Below are 16,175 nucleotides of genomic sequence, written 5' to 3' on the forward strand. Positions count from 1 at the left end.
CAGGTCGAACAGACCTGAAATCATCCGGCTCTAAGGTCAGGCGCCGGCGCCGTATCCTTGCCGGCCATCGGCGCCTGGCAGGTAGCCCTTCCCGCGTCGCGGGAAGGGCCGTGTCGGTCGACCTACTTCTTCAAGTCGGCGGAGGTCTTCATGCACTTTGCCGGCGGCTGCAGCGCATTGACGGCATCCCATTTGATGGTGCGGGTCTTGCCGTCATAATCATAGTATTTCTTCCAGTCGTCGCCAGTCATCGGCGCGGTCGGGCTGACGATGTGTTCCGGCACCTGCTCGTTGTTGAACAGCTTGACCGCCGCATCGATGGTGGTGAAGCCTTCCTTCTCCGGGAACATGGCGGCCTCGATGCGGTAGGACGGCTCGTTCTGCATGGCGTTGATGAAGGCAAGCCCTTCGCCGCCGGTGCCGACCGTCAGCAGGCCGTCCTGCGACTTGCCGGCGGCCTTCCAGGCCTGCAGACCGCCGAGCGAGGAGGAGTCGTTGATGCCGTAGATGATGTTGACGTCGGAATTCTTGGCGAGCGCCGCCGAGGAGACTTCCAGCGCGCGGTCCGGATTGCCACCGCCGTCGAGGTCATGCACCATGACCGCGTCGGGGATGATGGTCTTCAGCCCATCCATGAAGCCGTGCGAGCGCAGCACCGTCGCCGACAGCAGCGGCAGGCCGACATTCATCACCTTGGCGACGCCGCCGAGCTTTTCCTTGGCATATTTGCCGGCCTCGACGCCGGAGAAGTAGCCGGTGTCGTAGTCGCAGATGGCGACCATCGTGGTCATGCCCTTGACGGGGTTGCCCTCGAGCACCACCGGGATGTTGGCGGCTTTGGCCTGACGCAGCAGCGGCACCACGCCTTCCTCGTTCACCGGGGTGATGATCAGCACGTCGACGCCCTTGGCGATGAAATCTTCGGCCGCGGCGACCTGCTTGGCAATATCGAGATTGGCGTCCTGCACCTCGACGTCGATTCCAAGTTCCTTGCCGTGCGCCTTCATGCCCTTGATGACGTTCTGGTACCACTCATGCGTGGCGTAGTTGGTGACATAGCCGATGTGCTTGGGCATGTTCTCGGCATGCGCCGCCACCGCGCCCATGGCCAGCATGGCCGCGGATGCGAGCAGGATTGATTTGGACCAGTGCATTTTTCTCTCCCAGGGTTTTCGTTTGTCTCAGTCGCTGAACGGGTAATCCCGCCGTTCCGGGTCGGCACGTGAAGAGCTATTGGCTTCGCCCCAACCGAGCGCGGCCGATATCTTCTCGGCGGCGGTCCGGGTCCGTTCGAAGACGGTTTGGCGGTCGAAGCGCGCCGCCTTCTGCGGCAGCAGCGGGACCGTGAGCGCGGCGATGACGGCGCCAACATGGTCGCGCACGGGCATGGAGATGTTGGTGCAGCCCTCGACGGCCAGCGACGCGCGCATCTCATAGCCGAGCCTGGCAACCTCGTTCAGCCGCGCCTCGATTTCCTCGCGCGTCCCCTGCCCTTCGCCGGCAGCGACGATCCGCTCGACGATGCGGTCGCGCTCGGCCCGGTTCGAATGGGCGAGCAGCACCGCGCCGGAACTGGTTTCGAGGATCGGGAAATGCGATCCGAGCGCAACCGAGTAGCGCATCGGCAGCGGCGAATCGATTTGCAGCACCACCAGCGCATTCTGCCCCTCGCGCACCACCAGGTGGCAGCTCTGGTCGGCATTGGCGGTCAGTTCGCGCATCACCGGCAGCGCGCATTCGACCAGCCTGTTCACCGGCGGATGCATATGCGCCAGCTCGAACAGTTTCAGCGACAGCCGGAATCGGTCCGATTGCGTACGGAACAGGTAGCCGCGCTTCTCCAGCAAGAGCAGGATGCGATAGATCTCGTGGATGGACCTGCCTAGGCCGGTCGCTATCTCGGTCTGGGTCATCGCATCGGCGCTTGCAGCCATGAACTCCAAGACGTCGAGCGCCTTCTCCACCGCCGGCACGCGATATCCGTTGCGGCCGCTTTCGCTTTCCTCGAGCGTTTCGGCAATACCGGCAGCCATCACGCGGCGCTCCGTTCCGGTTGCCTGGTTTCGCGATAGAGGCGGTTCAAATGGTCGGCGAGTTCCGTGGCCGAGATATCGCCGGCGATGGCAGCGGCCGCGCGCGGCGCGCAGTCGCCGAAAAAGGCGATGAAGCCCGGATGCGTCGGACGCAGATAGGACGAGCCGATCGTGCGCAGCGTCGAGGAGAAAAAATCGCCGGAAAGGCGATTGACCTCGGCGTCCGTCCAGGCCGCCAGCGATCCCGGCTGTCCGCCCGCCTTCACATAGTCGCCGCGCTGATAGTCGGGCGAGCACAGGAACAGGGCGTAGTCGATCGCCTCCTGCTTATGCTTCGACTGGGCGCTGACGCCGATGCCGGCGCCGCCGAGCAGCGCCCCGGCAGATCGCGCGGTCGGCACATCGGCAAAGCGCAGGTACGGCCTGTCGGTTTTCGCGGCGTAGTTCACATAGCCGAAGGCGAACGGCACATAGATGACGTCGTCATGCGCGATCATGTGGTCGTAGCAGCGGATCGGATTCCATTTGGGCGAATTCGGATGCGACAGCGCGGCAAGCTCGCGCAACTGCTCGACCACCTTCTCGACCATGTCCGGCGCGATGAAGTGCTCGCCGTCCTCCTGTGGATCGCCAAGCGTCAGAAGCAGGCACATCGCGTCCGTCGGCACGGAAGGCAGGCCGAGCCACTTGCCGTCCTTGCGCGCGAGGCGTCCGAGCTCGACCACCTCTTCATGCTTGCGCGGCACCGGACCGTAGCGCTCCAGAAAGTCCGGGCGATACGAGGCGACGTGGCAGGCGGCATCGATGGGCAATGCCCATTGGCGCCCGTTCTTTGCGTAGGACCGCCAGGACGGACCGACCGAATCCTGTTCGAAGAAACGGACCTGCTCCGCCGACAGATACGCGTCGAACGGCACCATCAGCTCGTCCTGCGCGATGTCGCCGATGAAGGGATGGTCGAACACCACAAGATCGTAGGCCGAGAGCACGGGGCCGAGCGCGCCCTCGCCGAATTCATAGAGGCTGCGGCGGTCCCATTCGATTTCCAGGCCGGGATTGGCTGCGCGATAAGGCGCCACGCTGGCATCCAGCGGCCCCCAGCAACGTCGATGATCCCACGCAAGACCGCGCAGTCTTGTCATATCCGGCAATTCCTCCCTGGGACCGGGCATGTGCCCGGCCCGCAGACCACTAGCAGGTATTTTTACCTGGGCAAATAGTTTTTACATACGCAAAACAGCCTAAGCCAGCCCGAACCGCTCGACGGCGCGCATAATGCCGCGCAACTCGGCGAGGCCCTTCAGCCGCCCGATCAGCGAGTAGCCAGGATTGATCCTGGTCTTGCCGATGTCGTCGGCGAGCAGATGCCCATGATCGGGCCGCATCGGAATGCGCCAGTCGGCGCGGCCTTCCTTGCGGCGGCGCGCCTCCTCCCGCATCAGCGCGAGAATGACATGCGCCATGTCGGTGCCGCCTTCGAGATGCTCAGCCTCGTGAAACGAGCCGTCATCCTCGATGGTGACGTTGCGCAGATGGACAAAATGGATGCGGTCGGCAAACTCCTTGACCATGGCGACAATGTCGTTGTCGGCGCGCGTGCCGTAGGAGCCGGTGCAGAAGGTCAGCCCGTTGGCCGGGCTGTCGACGGCCTTGAGGATGAAGCGCGCATCCTCGGCGGTCGAGACGATGCGCGGCAGGCCGTAGAGCGAGAAAGGCGGATCGTCGGGATGGATGCACATGCGCACCCCTTCCTCTTCGGCCACCGGAATGATCTCGCGCAGGAACCAGGCGAGGTTTTCGCGCAATTCCTTCGGCCCGATCGAATCATAGTCGGCCAGGGCCTCGCGAAAGCTGTCGCGGTTGTAGGCGCGTTCGGTGGCGGGCAGTCCGGCGATGAGGTTGCGCTCGATCCTGTCGATCTTCTCGTCGCTGAGTTCCTTCAGCCGCGCTTCCGCCTCGGCGATGCGGGCGGGCGTATAGCCGTCCCGGGCATTCCGGCGCTTCAGCACGAACAGGTCGTAGGCCGCGAAATCGATCGCGTCGAAGCGCAGAGCGTAACCCGTGGTCGGCAGGCGGTAGGCCAGATCCGTGCGGGTCCAGTCGACCACGGGCATGAAATTGTAGCAGATCGTCGCGATGCCAGCCTTCGCCAGGGCGCGGATCGTGTCCTTATAGAAGCCCACGTAGCGGAGCCGTTCCGGCGAACCGATCTTGATCGAATTGTGGACTGGAATGCTCTCGACCACCGACCAGGTCAGCCCCGCTGCCTCGATGATCCGCTTGCGCTCCAGGATGTTTTCAAGCGGCCAGACGCGGCCGTCATAGATGTCGTGCAGGGCCGAGACCACGCCTGTCGCGCCCGCCTGCTTGACCTGATCGAGTGTCACCGGATCGTCCGGGCCATACCAGCGCCAGCACTGTTCCATTGCCGTTTCCCTCTGTGAATGGCCGGAACTTATTGTTGGACCACAATGAGAGTCAAATTAAAAATTTGGGCGCTCCGAAAGGTTCGCTCTCGCCCAAATATCCATGAATTGGCCGGAGCAGCGCCTGAAACCTGTTGTTTTCCTCGATCCTTGCGATATGTTGGTCCAACAATTCAGGAGGATCGACGTTGGAAGACACTCAGGCCGCGCACGACAACGCCATCGCCCGCCGCGCCGGCGGCAGGTCCGCGGTCGACACGGCTGCGGGACGTATCCTCGAGCTTATTCGCGCGCGGCAACTCAATGTCGGCGACGTGCTGCCGACAGAGCGCGAGCTCAGCGAGATCACCGGCGCCAGCCGCAACACCGTGCGCGAGGCGCTGCGCACCATCCGCACCTACGGGCTGATCGAGCCCAAGCCGCGCGTCGGCGCGGTGCTCGCCGACGGGCAGAGCATCGCCATCCAGAATTTCTTCGCCGCGCATATGGATGTCTCGCGCTCGTCCTTCGCCGACATCCAGGGTTTCAGGCGCATCATCGAGGTCGGCATCGGCGACCACATCGTGCTGAACGCCACAGGCGAGCAGATCGAGGCGCTCGACGAGATCAACGCCCGGATCGTCGAGAGCCGCTCGATCGAGGAGGCCGCTGAGAACGACTTCAATTTCCACATGGCGCTCATCGGGCTGGCGGACAACCGCATGCTCACCGACATGTATTCCTTCCTCTCACCCGTGATCCTGCGGATCATGACCATCGGCAAGGAAATGCGGCCCGTGCTGGCCGACACCCGCGCCGCGCATGGCGAGATCATCGCCGCCCTGCGTGCACGCGACAGGCTGGCTTACGCCTATCTGATGAGTCGCCATCTCGATTTCGCCCTGCGCTTCCTGCCGGAAGAGCCGGCTTCCAACAGCGACTGAAGGAGTTCCCGCAATGAAGGATTTTGAAGGCAAGGTCGCGCTGGTGACCGGGACGACCGGGATCGGTCTCGCAACCGCCAGGCGCCTCGCCGCCGGTGGTGCGGCGATCATCGCCTGCGGCATCGACCGCGCGGCCAATGCCGCGATGAGGGCGGAGCTTGGAAACTCTGGCGCCGGCGTTCTGGCCGTGGACGCGGACGTCTCCGTGTCGGATCAGGTCCGCGACGCCGTCGCGGCCGGCGTCGAACGCTTCGGCGGCCTCGACGTGATCGTCAATTCGGCGGCGGTCCATCCCTATGGAACCGCGACGACGACCGACTGGGAGACCTGGAACAAGGCGATGACGGTCAATGTCGGCTCGATCTATCTGACCGCCCATTTCGGCATTCCGGAAATGATCAAGCGCGGTGGCGGCGCGATCGTCAATGTCGCCTCTGTGCAGGGTTTCGCCTGCCAGCAGAACGTCGCGGCCTATGCCACCACCAAGGGCGCCATCCATACGCTGACACGTTCGCTGGCACTCGACTACGCGGGCGCCGGCGTCCGGGTCAATTCGGTCAGCCCGGGCTCGATCCGCACGCCGATCCTGGAGAAGGCCGCGCGCGGCGACAACGGCAGCGATGCCGATGTCGAGGAAGCCTACAGGCGCTTCGGCGCGGCCCATCCGCTCGGCCGCATCGGCGAACCGGAGGAAGTGGCGGAACTCATCGCCTTTCTGTGCTCGTCCAAGGCCGGCTTCTGCACGGGCGCGGACTATAAGATCGATGGCGGCCTGACCGCCGGCATCGGTGTGAAATGACCATGAAGATCGGTCTTGGCCTTTACCGGGAGTCGCTGACACCGGACAATTTCCGCTTCGCCCGCCAGGCGGGCGCCACACACATCGTCGCCCACCTCACCAACTACTTTCGCGGGCGCGATCCTTCCCTGTCTGCCGGCAGCGAGAAGGAGGGCTGGGGCGACTGCTCCACCGACGAGCTATGGAACTATGAGGACTTCGCCGGCCTGGTGAAGACCGTTCGCGACAACGGGCTGGAAATCGCCGCGATCGAGAATTTCTCGCCGCGCTTCTGGTCCGACATCCTGCTCGACGGTCCCGATCGGCCAAAGCAGATCGAGGGATTGAAGCGGCTTATCCGCGATGCCGGGCGCGCCGGCATCCCGTGCATCGGCTACAACTTCTCCATTGCCGGCGTCTGGGGCTGGTCGCGCGGGCCCTTCGCGCGCGGCGATGCGATGTCGGTCGGGCTCGACCTTGCGGCCATCGACCCCGACCTGCCGCTGCCCGACGGCGTGGTCTGGAACATGCGCTACCGCGCCGGCCGGCCGGATGCCGAACCGGTGAGGGTGAGCAGCGATGAGCTCTGGCAACGGCTCGGCGCCTTCCTGCGGGAAGTCGTTCCGATGGCCGAAGAATCCGGCGTCGTGCTCGCCGCCCACCCTGACGATCCGCCGGCCGAAGCGCTGCGCGGCACGGCGCGGCTGGTCAACCGTCCAGAGAAATACGACCGGTTGATGGACATCGTCGAGTCGCCCTCCAACGGGCTGGAGCTCTGCCTCGGCTCGCTGCAGGAGATGCCGGGCACCGACGAGATTTACGGACATGTCCGGCGCTTCGCCCGGCGCGGGCGCATCGGCTACATCCATTTCCGCAACGTGCGCGGCAAGGTGCCGAACTACCACGAGACCTTCGTCGACGACGGCGACATCGACATGGCCGAGATCGTCCGCATCCTGCGCGACGAAAACTATGACGGCGTCATCATCCCCGACCATACACCGGAAATGTCCTGCGACGCCCCCTGGCATGCCGGCAAGGCCTTCGCGCTCGGCTATATGCGCGCGCTGGTGCAGAATGCCGCGGCGCTGGGACCTTCGCGGACCATTCAATCCACCAACATCCGGATGCAAGCCTGATGACCAGATCGCCGCGCCTCTATGCCGACGACTCCGAAATGTACCGCCTGTTCGAGGAGGAGCTCTTCGTCGCTGTGGTCGGCGACGTGATGGACACGATCGGGCTGCAGCATCAGTTCCTGCCGCCGGTGTTTAGGCCGGTCGACGAAAAAACGCGCCTGCTCGGCCGGGCCATGCCGGTGCTCGAGACCGACATCTTTCCGTCCGACGGACCGACGCAGAACCCGCTGATGAGCAAGCCGTTCGGGCTGATGTTCGAGGCGCTGGACGATCTGAAGCCGGGCGAAGTCTACGTCGCAAGCGGCGCCTCGCCCCGCTACGCGCTGTGGGGCGAGTTGATGTCGACGCGCGCGAAGATCCTTGGCGCGCATGGCGCGCTGGTCGACGGCTTCGCCCGCGATACGGATGGCATCAAGGCGCTGGGATTTCCCTGCTTCTGCACCGGCTTTTACGCGCAGGATCAGGGCGTGCGCGGCAAGGTCGTCGACTATCGCTGCGCGCTCGAGATCGGGGGCGTCCGCATAGAGCCCGGAACGCTTCTGTTCGGCGACAAGGAAGGCGTCCTTGTTATCCCAACTGAAGCCGAGGAAGAGGTGGTGCGCCTCGCCCTCGAAAAAGTCCGCGGCGAAAAGCTCGTCGCCAAGGCGATCCGCGACGGGATGAGCGCAGTCGAAGCCTACAAGACCTTCGGCATCATGTGACAGGGGATTGCCGAGACGCGCCGGGTCCACCAGCGAGTTCATGGCGCGGATGTCTGAGGCGACATGGATGACCGGCACCCTAGATCAGGATGACGCTTCGTTGAATCGTCACCCTGATCTATCTCCTTATTGGAGCATGATCTTTTCCGAAAACCGGTTCCCACTTTTCGGGATCATGCTCTAGCGCGGCTCCCGCCATTGTCAGAACCGACAGCTCGGAATTGACGCAGAAGGCGTTTGCCGTGACGCCGCTGAGCCCCATGGCCGAGAGGCGGCGCTCATGCTTCTCGCGATAGCGCTCGGCGGCAGCGGCCTCTTCGAACAGGTAGATCCCGCCAGCATGGCCGGCTGCACGGTCTTCCAGCCAGATCTTCCAGACGAGCCCCGGCTCTGTAGCGATGTCACGGGCGAGCCCGTGGGCTGCTTCGGTCAGTTCCTTTCCCCAGGGACCGGGGAAAGGAAAACGAAACAGGAGTGCGGTCAACATATCAATTCACCTCAGGCAGTGAGCAGCGGCATGGCGTCTATCCGGAACAGCAGCATCAAATTGGAGAGGCGATGCCGAGCCCGCGGCCCGAGGGATTCGCATCGATTTGGGTTGCCGACGCCGCTCGTCAGGGGGTCAGTTCAAGGATCAGGTTAACCGGCGTCTGGGCGGCGCAGCGCAGGCTGGAAAACCCGGCCTCCCGCGCAATCTTGCGCAGGCGCTCTTCGCCCGCCTGGGCCCCAAGGCCGAGCCCGACCTCCTGCGACAGCGAATTCGGCGTGCAGGCCATGGCCGAGGCGGCGTAGTACATGCGGCCGATAGGGTTCAGGTTCTCCTCCAGCCGGTCGCCGGCATAAGGCTCGACCAGCAGCACCTTGCCATCCGGCTTGAGAGCCCCGCGACAGCGAGTGAGCGCGCCGACGGGATCACCCAGATCGTGCAAGCAGTCCATGAAGCAGATGAGGTCGAAGTCGCGCTCGTCGAACTCCGTTGCGGACTTGACCTTGAACGCGGTGTTACCGGTCACGCCCTGCTCGGCCGCGCGGGTGCGCGCGGTCGTGATCGACCCGTGGTGATAGTCGAGGCCGACGAAACTCGACTTGGGAAATGCCTGCGCCATCAGGATGGTGGAGGCGCCGTGCCCACAGCCGATGTCGGCGACCCGGGCGCCGCGCTTCAGGCGCTCGACGATACCGTCCAGCGCTGGAAGCCAGTCGGCGACCAGATGCGTGCGATAGCCCGTGCGGAAGAAACTCTCGGTGCCGCAGAACAGGCGATGGTTATGGGCATGCCAACCCAGCCCTTCGCCTGAGCGGAAGGTTTCGACGATCCGATCTTCGTCGAGCCAGAATGAGGCCGCGACTTCGAAAGCCGGCGCCATGAAGATCGGGCTATGCTCAAGCGCCAGCACCATCGCCTGTGCCGGAGGCAAGGCGTAGGTCTGCTTGTTTGCATCGTAGGCGACATAACCGCCGGCCGCCTGGTTGGCGAGCCACTCGCGGACATAGCGCTCGCGGATGCCGGTGGCCTCGGAAAGCGAATTCGACGTGCAGGTGCCGAGGTCAACCATCGCCTGATACAGGCCAAGTTTGCGGCCGACATTGACCAGCACGCCGGAGAAAGCAGCGCTGAGGTCGGTGACAACCTGGCCGACGAAAGCTTCGACTTCGCTCGGCGCAGGCGGTGGTGTAAATTTGGTCATGATGGATCCCTTCCTTTTCGAATGACACGACCGCGATCGGCCGTCTTTCAGTGCCGCCTGGGTATTCGTCAAAGAAGGGGGGACCGTCTTGATATACCCCGCCAAAGCCTTGCGAGGTCGCGCCAATGACGACGGAAAGACGCGCCGCGGCCAAGCTGGCCACGCCAACCATCAATCTGGCGAGCATCGTCTACGGGCTCGATGCCTATATGCGCTCGCGCGGGGCCGACGTGGGCGAAGCCTTGCGCCGTGCCGGGCTCGAAGCCGAGGATCTGATCGACCCGGATCGGCGCGTGCCGCTCATCCGCTATCTGGAGCTCCTGGAGATTTGCGCCGATATCCTGCCGGATCGGCAGTTCGGCTTGAAGTTCGGCGCGCAGTACGAACCGAGACACGCTGGCGTCGTCGGCAATGTAGCCCTAGCTTCGCGCACGGTAGGCGAGGCCTTCGCAACGGTCGGCCGTTATTTACCGACCATGGTCGACGCGACTGTGCATGGCGTGGAAGTCAGCGACGGGATCGCTTTCGTGTATTCCTATTACATCGATCCGCTGATGATGGCCTACCGGCAGAAAGTCGACTGGGCGATCGCCTTCGGATGCAACCTTATGCGCGTCGGGCTCGGCGATCCGCGTTGGACGCCGCAGGAGGTCCTGCTGCCGCAATTGGCGGACGAGACGCCGGCGGAACGACGCACCCGCACGGAAATCATGGGCAACAACATCCAAGCCGGCCATCCCTGGGCGGGCATCCGGTTTGATGCCGCTCTGCTCGGGCGACCCATGGCGACGGCCGACGGCATGATCGAAAGCCTGATGCGCCACTACGGCGATCTTCGACTCGCCGCTTTGCCGGACCAGCGCGGTGAGATCGAGCAGCTGCGGCGCGAGATCGCCCGCCTGCTGGTCAAGGGCGAAACGGGCATCGAGCACCTCGCCAAGGCGACAGGCACCTCGGTGCGGACGCTGCAGCGCCGCCTTAAGGATGCCGACATGAACTACTCCGAACTTCAAAGCGACGTACGCAAGACACTGGCGCTGAACCTCCTGGAGAACGAGACGCTGGCGCTTGGGGAGATAGCGTTTTCCCTCGGCTACTCCGAAGTCAGCGCGTTCAACCACGCGTTCCGACGCTGGGTCGGCCAGTCGCCGGGCGACTTTCGCCGCTTGCGGGCGGCTCGTTCCACAGCCGCAATGGCCAGGAAATCAGAGCCGTCCGCCACCGAATAGATTTTGAACCACTGGCCTTGGGGTCTCGAGTTCGAGCACCGCGTCGACAGGCCTGAGGCTTGTCGGGTCCGTTCGACACTATCTGCGCGAGCAAGCCTAGAGCAATTCCAGGAAAAGTGTGAGCGGTTGGGCTCGGCGGCTTGGCCGTAGCCTTCCGTCCGGAATTGCGTAAAAACAAAGAGATAGGGCGTTTCGCCGTTTCCATGAAACGGTGAAGCGTCCTAGGCAGCGCACGGTTGGGTAAACGGCAATGGTCAGTCTGGCTTGCGCGACAGCACCAGGTACATGGCTGCAAGCATCAGGAGCAGGGCCAACCAGAACGAGGCGGTCGGTCGTTCGTCGAAGACGGCCAGGCTCCAGAGAATGCCGGCGGCAACGGCCAGATAGTTGAAGATCGAAAAGCGCGCAGGTCCCATCCGAGCGACCAGCTCGAAGAACAGGACGAAGAAGACGGCATTGATCGTCGTGGCGAGAGCGAGCGGCATCAGGGTCCTGCCCGTCCACTCGGAAGGCAACACCGCCCCGCCGAGCGCAAGCATGACGACGCCGGCAACCACGGCCCCTCCCAGCAGCGTTCCGGCCGCCATCATCAAGGAGGACGCACCTTCGGGACGCAGCCATTTGGCGCAATTATTGGCGCCCGCAAACATCACCGGGGCGATGAGCGCCACCAGGAACCAGACGATGCCGTCCGACCTCACAGCGCCCGCATCGGGCAGCGCGAGGACAGCCACGCCGGCCACGCCGAGCAGCATGCCGGCGAAAGTACGCCTATCGAAGCGATCGATGCCCGCCAGCGTGCCAATGGCGAGGGTGAACAGCGGAGAAAGGCAGAGCACTAGGGTCAGCACCGAGGCGTCGACATGCGGAGCGGCCGAGACCAGGATGCCGATCGGCAGGCCAACCACCAGACCGCCTATGATGAGGTATGTGCGCACCTGCCCGGCGGTGACGGCAAACCGACCGCCGGCTACTGCCGCCAGAGCCAGGATCACGCCTGCCGCAAGCGATTGGGCGAAAGCGAAGCCCACAGGCGGCCATTGCGTTTCGGCGGCCAGCCGGTTGACCGGAAAGATGCCGCCATAGATCGCTGCCGCCAGGAGAAGAAGAACAGCGTCCGTCGGCAACAGGCCGCTGCCCGGCGCAGGTCGATCGTCACGCATGGCACATCGCCGGGCAGGCGCTCCCTCTCCAATCAATAGTCCGGAATTCGAGGTCTCTTGCGGACCTGTTCCGCGCCTAGAGCAATTCCAGGAAAAGTGTGAGCGGTTGGCCTCGGCGGCTTGGCCGTAGCCTTCCGTCCAGAATTGCGTAAAAACAAAGGGATAGAGCGGTTCGCCGTTTCCGTGAAACGGTGAAACGCTCTATCGGCGTCAAACCTTCCTGAGGGCGGCTGTACGGGTTTCGTCGACCTTGAGCAGGCCAGGCTCGTCGGCATCGACCAGAACCACCTTGTAGACCGACTCGGCATCCTCGCGGCTCAGCCAGCCGCGATTGACGGTCGCCGCGACCCGCCTCGGATCGCGCTTCAGCGGATCGCCGTATCCGCCGCCGCCGCAGGCAGTGAACTCGATACGGGCGCCATCCTCGATCGTCTCTTCGCTGAAGGCCGGCAGCACGATCTTCTCACCGGCCCGGAGCTTGATCGTCTCGCTTTCCTTGCCATCGCCGCCGCCCAGCACGCCGCGCGGGGGGAAGCTGGTGCCGTCGGCCGCATAGACGATCGTCATGTCGTGGTCGAGCGGATAGAAGACGCCGCCGGTCGCCGGCGCGCCCTCGAATTCGCCGAAACCCTGCGACCCAGGCAGCACGCCGCGGCGCTCGATGACGATCGGATACATCGACTCGTCGACCTCGACCGAGTCGAGCTGGATCAGGCCGGCATTGGCCGGGCCGCAATAGGTCAGCCAGCCGTCGAAGCCATGGCGGGCGCCGCCGCCGGCATAGCCGACGAAGACCTGGTTGACATAGGACTTGCCATGCTTGAACGGATCCTCGCCGGAGATGACGCCAACACCCGCCGGCAGATGCGAGCCGCTCTCGGCCTGGCCGTAAGGCGCGCCCATGCGCGAGAAGACGCAGTTGCCGGCAATCATCAGACGGTCGTTGACATTGGTGGTGGCGACCGAGGTGCCGACCGGATATTTCGGCTTGCCGATGGCGCTGCCTTCGCGCAACAGCACCTTGATCTGCGACTTCGCGCCCTCATTGTGTGGGATGCTTTCGTCGAGATTGTTGAAGACGCCTATGCGGCAGGAGCCGGTTGCGGTGTTTTCCGACAGGTTGAGGCCGCCCGGCACATTGTCGATGTTGTCGCGCGCGTCGACGACGATCTCCCCCTTTTCCGGATAGACATTGATCGTCACTTTGACCGGAATGCCTTCGTCAGCGACGCCGGGCACCGGGTCATGGCGGGTCTCGTAGCTGTAGCTGCCGGCCGGCAGCTTGGCGATCGCCGCCTTGGCGCAGCGCGCGCCATAGTCGAACCAGTCCTCGACGAAGCCCAGGATCGTGTCGCGGCCGTAGCGCGCGAACAATTCGCCGATACGCCTTTCGCCGGTGCGGCAGGCGCCGATCTGCGCGCGCACGTCGCCCAGCCACATGTCCGGCACGCGGTTGCGCATCGTGCCGATGCGCAGGATGTCCTTCTTCTCCTCGTAATTCTGCGCGACGCGCACGCAAGGGAAATGCATGCCCTCCTCGAAGATGTTCTTGGCGAAGGGCAGATAGGTCGAGGGCACCGGCGCGCCGGTGTCGGCGTGGTGCGACAGCGCCACGACCCAGAACAGCGGCTCGCCCTCGAAGAACACCGGCATCGCCATGATCAGGTCGGCATGGTGTGTGCCGCCGGTGTAGGGGCAGTTGTTGAGGAAGATGTCGCCCTGCGTGATATCGTCGAACAAGTCGGTCAGCGGCCGCGTCGCCATGTCCATCGACATGACGTGGATCGGCAGCGCATCCTCGACCGAGACCAGCCTGTGATCGTAGGTCAGGATGGCGCAGGAGAAGTCGCGCGCGTTCTTGATCACCGCCGAGCGGCTGGCGCGCATGACGACCAAGGTCATCTCGCGCACGATCGCCTCGAAGCGGCTTTTCAGAACCGACATCAGGAAGGGGTCGACCCGCCGGTCCGCGACGTCGAGCTCGAGCCTGTTGATGGAGTCCATAGGATCGTTCCCTTGTGTAGATATGACTAGGCGATGTTGACGACGAGATTGCCGTAACGGTCGATCTGGCCCTGATGCTGGTCCTTGAGATAGGCGGTGAAGGTCTCGGCCTCGACCAGGCACGGGCCGGCAAGCTGCGCGCCCGCGCGTAACTGCGCAAGTTCGTAGACCGGCACCGTTTCGACGCGCCCGCTCTCCTGCTGGTAGATGCCGCGCCTGGCCTTCAGGTCGATCGCTCCGACCTGGTCGGGCAGCGTGTTCTTCTGCCAGATGTCCTGGCCCGAGCGCTTGCCGATGGCGCGCAGCTTCCAGGCCGTGAACTCGACGACGTCATTGTCGGCGCGGATCGAATAGATGCGCTCATGCATCTTGTGGAAGGCCTCGACCAGACCCGGAAGATCGTCCTCCGACACGATCCCGTCCTCAGCTTCGAACGGCACCTCGATCTCGAAGGACTGGTATTCATAGCGGCCAAGGAAGGAGAACTCGAACTGGCGGTTCTCTGGCATAACGCCGGCCTCAGCGAGGAAGTTGTTGCCGGCCTGCTTGAGGCGCGCCAGCGCATCGTTGACGCCGCCGACGTTGAAATCGGCATCGGAAGTGAGCAGCACCGCGCTTTCTTCCGAGCGGATGTCGGAGATCAGGCCGCCAAAGGCGCTGAGGCCTGCCATGAAACGCGGCACCATGTAGCGCTTGAGGCCCAGGATGTCGGCCATCTCGGCGATGTGGATGGCGGTGGCGCCGCCGCCGCAGACGAAGAAAGAGTCGCGTGGGTTGATGCCTTCGCGCACGGTGATCTCCTCGATCGCCGCCACCATGTTGTGGTTGCTGGTGGTGTAGATGGCGTACGCCGCCTCCTCGCGTGAAACACCGAGCCGCGCGGCGATCTTGTCGACCGCAGCCTCAGCCAGTTCACGCTTAAGCTGCATCTTGCCGCCCAGGAAGTAATCCGGATCGACGATGCCGAGCACGACATTGGCGTCAGTCACCGTCGGCTCGGTGCCGCCCTGGCCGTAGCAGGCAGGACCCGGCCGTGCGCCGGCGCTGCGCGGACCGACCTGCAGCAACCCGCCTTCGTCGACGAAGGCGATCGAGCCGCCGCCGGCACCGACCGAGCGCACGTCGACCTTGGGAATGCCGAGCGAATCGTCATGGATCATGCTGTCGGGCGTGACGATGATCTGGTGGTCGCGCAGCGCCGAGACGTCGAAGGTCGTGCCGCCCATGTCGCCGACGATGATATCGGGCTCGTCGGAAAGCGCCAGCGCCGCCATCGGCGCCAGCGTCGGGCCGGACATGACGCTGTAGATGGGCTTCCGGATCATGTCGGCCAGCGGCATCATGCCGCCGACGCAATTGGCAAGCAGCAGTTCGCCCTCGAAACCTTCCTCGTCGAGCGCGGTCTTCAGCTTCTCGATATAAGTGCGCACGATCGGGTTGATCGAAGCGTCGATCGCGGCCGCGATGATGCGCTTGTATTCGCGTGGCATCGGGTTGATCTCGTGGCTGAGCGTCACCGGAATGCCCGGCAGCTCTTTCTCCAGAATCTCCCGCACGACAAGCTCATGCGCCGGGTTGACCACCGACCATAGCAGGCCGACGGCGATCGCCTCGACCCCGAGGCCGCGGAATTCGGCGGCGGCCTTGCGCACGTCGTCCAGCGACAGCGGCGCCAATTCGCGGCCGCGCGCATCGATGCGGCCGGCGACCGTCTTGGTGAGATGGCGCGGCACATAGGGATCGGGATAGTTCAGCCGCCACTGGAAAGCGCCTTTTCGCGGACCTTCGCGCAGCACAAGGATGTCCTGGTGGCCAGCGGTCAGGATAAGGCCGACCTTGACCGTCTTGCGTTCCACCAGCGCGTTGGTGGAGACTGTCGAACCGTGCACGATGAGGTCGATCTCTCTCATGAAGTCGGCGCCGCTCAGGCCATAGCCCTCGGCCGCGACATGCAGCACGTTGATGAAACCTTTCTCGAATTCGCCTGGCGTCGTCGGCGACTTGAAGATCGCGATCTCGCCCTTGCTGTTCGAGACGAGGCAATCGGTGAAGGTGCCGCCGATGTCGATGCAAACTTGATAGGCCATACGA

Annotated in this window: 14 protein-coding genes; 5 read left to right on the plus strand and 9 right to left on the minus strand. The window is 64.1% G+C overall.

What is annotated here, in order from left to right; all coding sequences use genetic code 11:
• Window positions 1-122 precede the first annotated feature (122 nt).
• The 4 genes from RFM41_RS14430 to uxuA form a co-directional block, all read right to left on the minus strand.
• Window positions 123-1,154 (minus strand): sugar ABC transporter substrate-binding protein, encoded by a 1,032-nt coding sequence (locus tag RFM41_RS14430; RefSeq protein ID WP_320249630.1) that lies wholly within the window; start codon window positions 1,152-1,154, stop codon window positions 123-125.
• A gap of 27 nt (window positions 1,155-1,181) precedes the next feature.
• Window positions 1,182-2,033 carry an IclR family transcriptional regulator gene (locus RFM41_RS14435; protein WP_040983826.1) on the minus strand — a complete coding sequence of 284 codons (852 nt, stop codon included), beginning with the start codon at window positions 2,031-2,033 and terminating at the stop codon, window positions 1,182-1,184.
• Complete coding sequence (locus RFM41_RS14440) at window positions 2,033-3,175, minus strand: ABC transporter substrate-binding protein (protein WP_320249636.1); 1,143 nt, start codon at window positions 3,173-3,175, stop codon at window positions 2,033-2,035. Before RFM41_RS14440 ends, RFM41_RS14435 begins: the two co-directional genes overlap by 1 nt.
• A 99-nt stretch (window positions 3,176-3,274) precedes the next feature.
• Complete coding sequence (gene uxuA, locus RFM41_RS14445) at window positions 3,275-4,459, minus strand: mannonate dehydratase (protein WP_320249638.1); 1,185 nt, start codon at window positions 4,457-4,459, stop codon at window positions 3,275-3,277.
• A 188-nt stretch (window positions 4,460-4,647) separates the two neighbouring features.
• Here uxuA and RFM41_RS14450 point away from each other — a divergent pair, with 188 nt between their 5' ends.
• The 4 genes from RFM41_RS14450 to RFM41_RS14465 are packed head-to-tail and all read left to right on the plus strand — an operon-like array spanning window position 4,648 to window position 8,000.
• The gene (locus RFM41_RS14450; RefSeq protein WP_320249639.1) at window positions 4,648-5,382 is read left to right on the plus strand and encodes a FadR/GntR family transcriptional regulator; all 735 of its coding nucleotides are present in this window, start codon (window positions 4,648-4,650) and stop codon (window positions 5,380-5,382) included.
• 13 nt (window positions 5,383-5,395) lie between these two features.
• On the plus strand, window positions 5,396-6,181 hold the full coding sequence (locus tag RFM41_RS14455; RefSeq protein ID WP_320249640.1) for an SDR family NAD(P)-dependent oxidoreductase: 786 nt from the start codon (window positions 5,396-5,398) through the stop codon (window positions 6,179-6,181).
• A gap of 2 nt (window positions 6,182-6,183) precedes the next feature.
• Window positions 6,184-7,299 carry a mannonate dehydratase gene (locus tag RFM41_RS14460; protein WP_320249643.1) on the plus strand — a complete coding sequence of 372 codons (1,116 nt, stop codon included), beginning with the start codon at window positions 6,184-6,186 and terminating at the stop codon, window positions 7,297-7,299.
• Window positions 7,299-8,000 (plus strand): RraA family protein, encoded by a 702-nt coding sequence (locus RFM41_RS14465; protein WP_320249645.1) that lies wholly within the window; start codon window positions 7,299-7,301, stop codon window positions 7,998-8,000. The genes RFM41_RS14460 and RFM41_RS14465 overlap by 1 nt, the downstream gene beginning before the upstream one ends.
• A gap of 118 nt (window positions 8,001-8,118) precedes the next feature.
• Here RFM41_RS14465 and RFM41_RS14470 read toward each other — a convergent pair whose 3' ends face one another.
• Both RFM41_RS14470 and RFM41_RS14475 read right to left on the minus strand, forming a co-directional pair.
• The gene (locus RFM41_RS14470; protein ID WP_320249647.1) at window positions 8,119-8,487 is read right to left on the minus strand and encodes a monooxygenase; all 369 of its coding nucleotides are present in this window, start codon (window positions 8,485-8,487) and stop codon (window positions 8,119-8,121) included.
• 127 nt (window positions 8,488-8,614) lie between these two features.
• A complete protein-coding gene (locus RFM41_RS14475) occupies window positions 8,615-9,688 on the minus strand; it encodes a class I SAM-dependent methyltransferase (protein ID WP_320250141.1) in 1,074 nt (357 codons plus the stop codon).
• A gap of 125 nt (window positions 9,689-9,813) precedes the next feature.
• On the opposite strand from RFM41_RS14475, the gene RFM41_RS14480 reads away from it, so the two are divergent.
• Window positions 9,814-10,917, plus strand: coding sequence for an AraC family transcriptional regulator (locus RFM41_RS14480; protein WP_320249649.1), 1,104 nt, complete (start codon window positions 9,814-9,816; stop codon window positions 10,915-10,917).
• Window positions 10,918-11,171: 254 nt separating this feature from the next.
• On the opposite strand, the gene RFM41_RS14485 is transcribed toward RFM41_RS14480, so the two are convergent.
• The 3 genes from RFM41_RS14485 to RFM41_RS14495 all read right to left on the minus strand — a co-directional run bounded on the left by RFM41_RS14485 (window position 11,172) and on the right by RFM41_RS14495 (window position 16,171).
• Window positions 11,172-12,080: a DMT family transporter gene (locus RFM41_RS14485; protein ID WP_320249652.1), complete on the minus strand. Its 909-nt coding sequence runs from the start codon at window positions 12,078-12,080 to the stop codon at window positions 11,172-11,174.
• Between the two features lie 210 nt (window positions 12,081-12,290).
• Window positions 12,291-14,084, minus strand: a complete 1,794-nt coding sequence (locus RFM41_RS14490) for a hydantoinase B/oxoprolinase family protein (protein WP_320249655.1) — start codon at window positions 14,082-14,084, stop codon at window positions 12,291-12,293.
• 26 nt (window positions 14,085-14,110) lie between these two features.
• The gene (locus RFM41_RS14495; protein WP_320249658.1) at window positions 14,111-16,171 is read right to left on the minus strand and encodes a hydantoinase/oxoprolinase family protein; all 2,061 of its coding nucleotides are present in this window, start codon (window positions 16,169-16,171) and stop codon (window positions 14,111-14,113) included.
• Between the last annotated feature and the right edge of the window lie 4 nt (window positions 16,172-16,175).

The organism is Mesorhizobium vachelliae, assembly GCF_033977325.1.
Taxonomy (GTDB): Bacteria; Pseudomonadota; Alphaproteobacteria; order Rhizobiales; family Rhizobiaceae; genus Mesorhizobium; species Mesorhizobium vachelliae.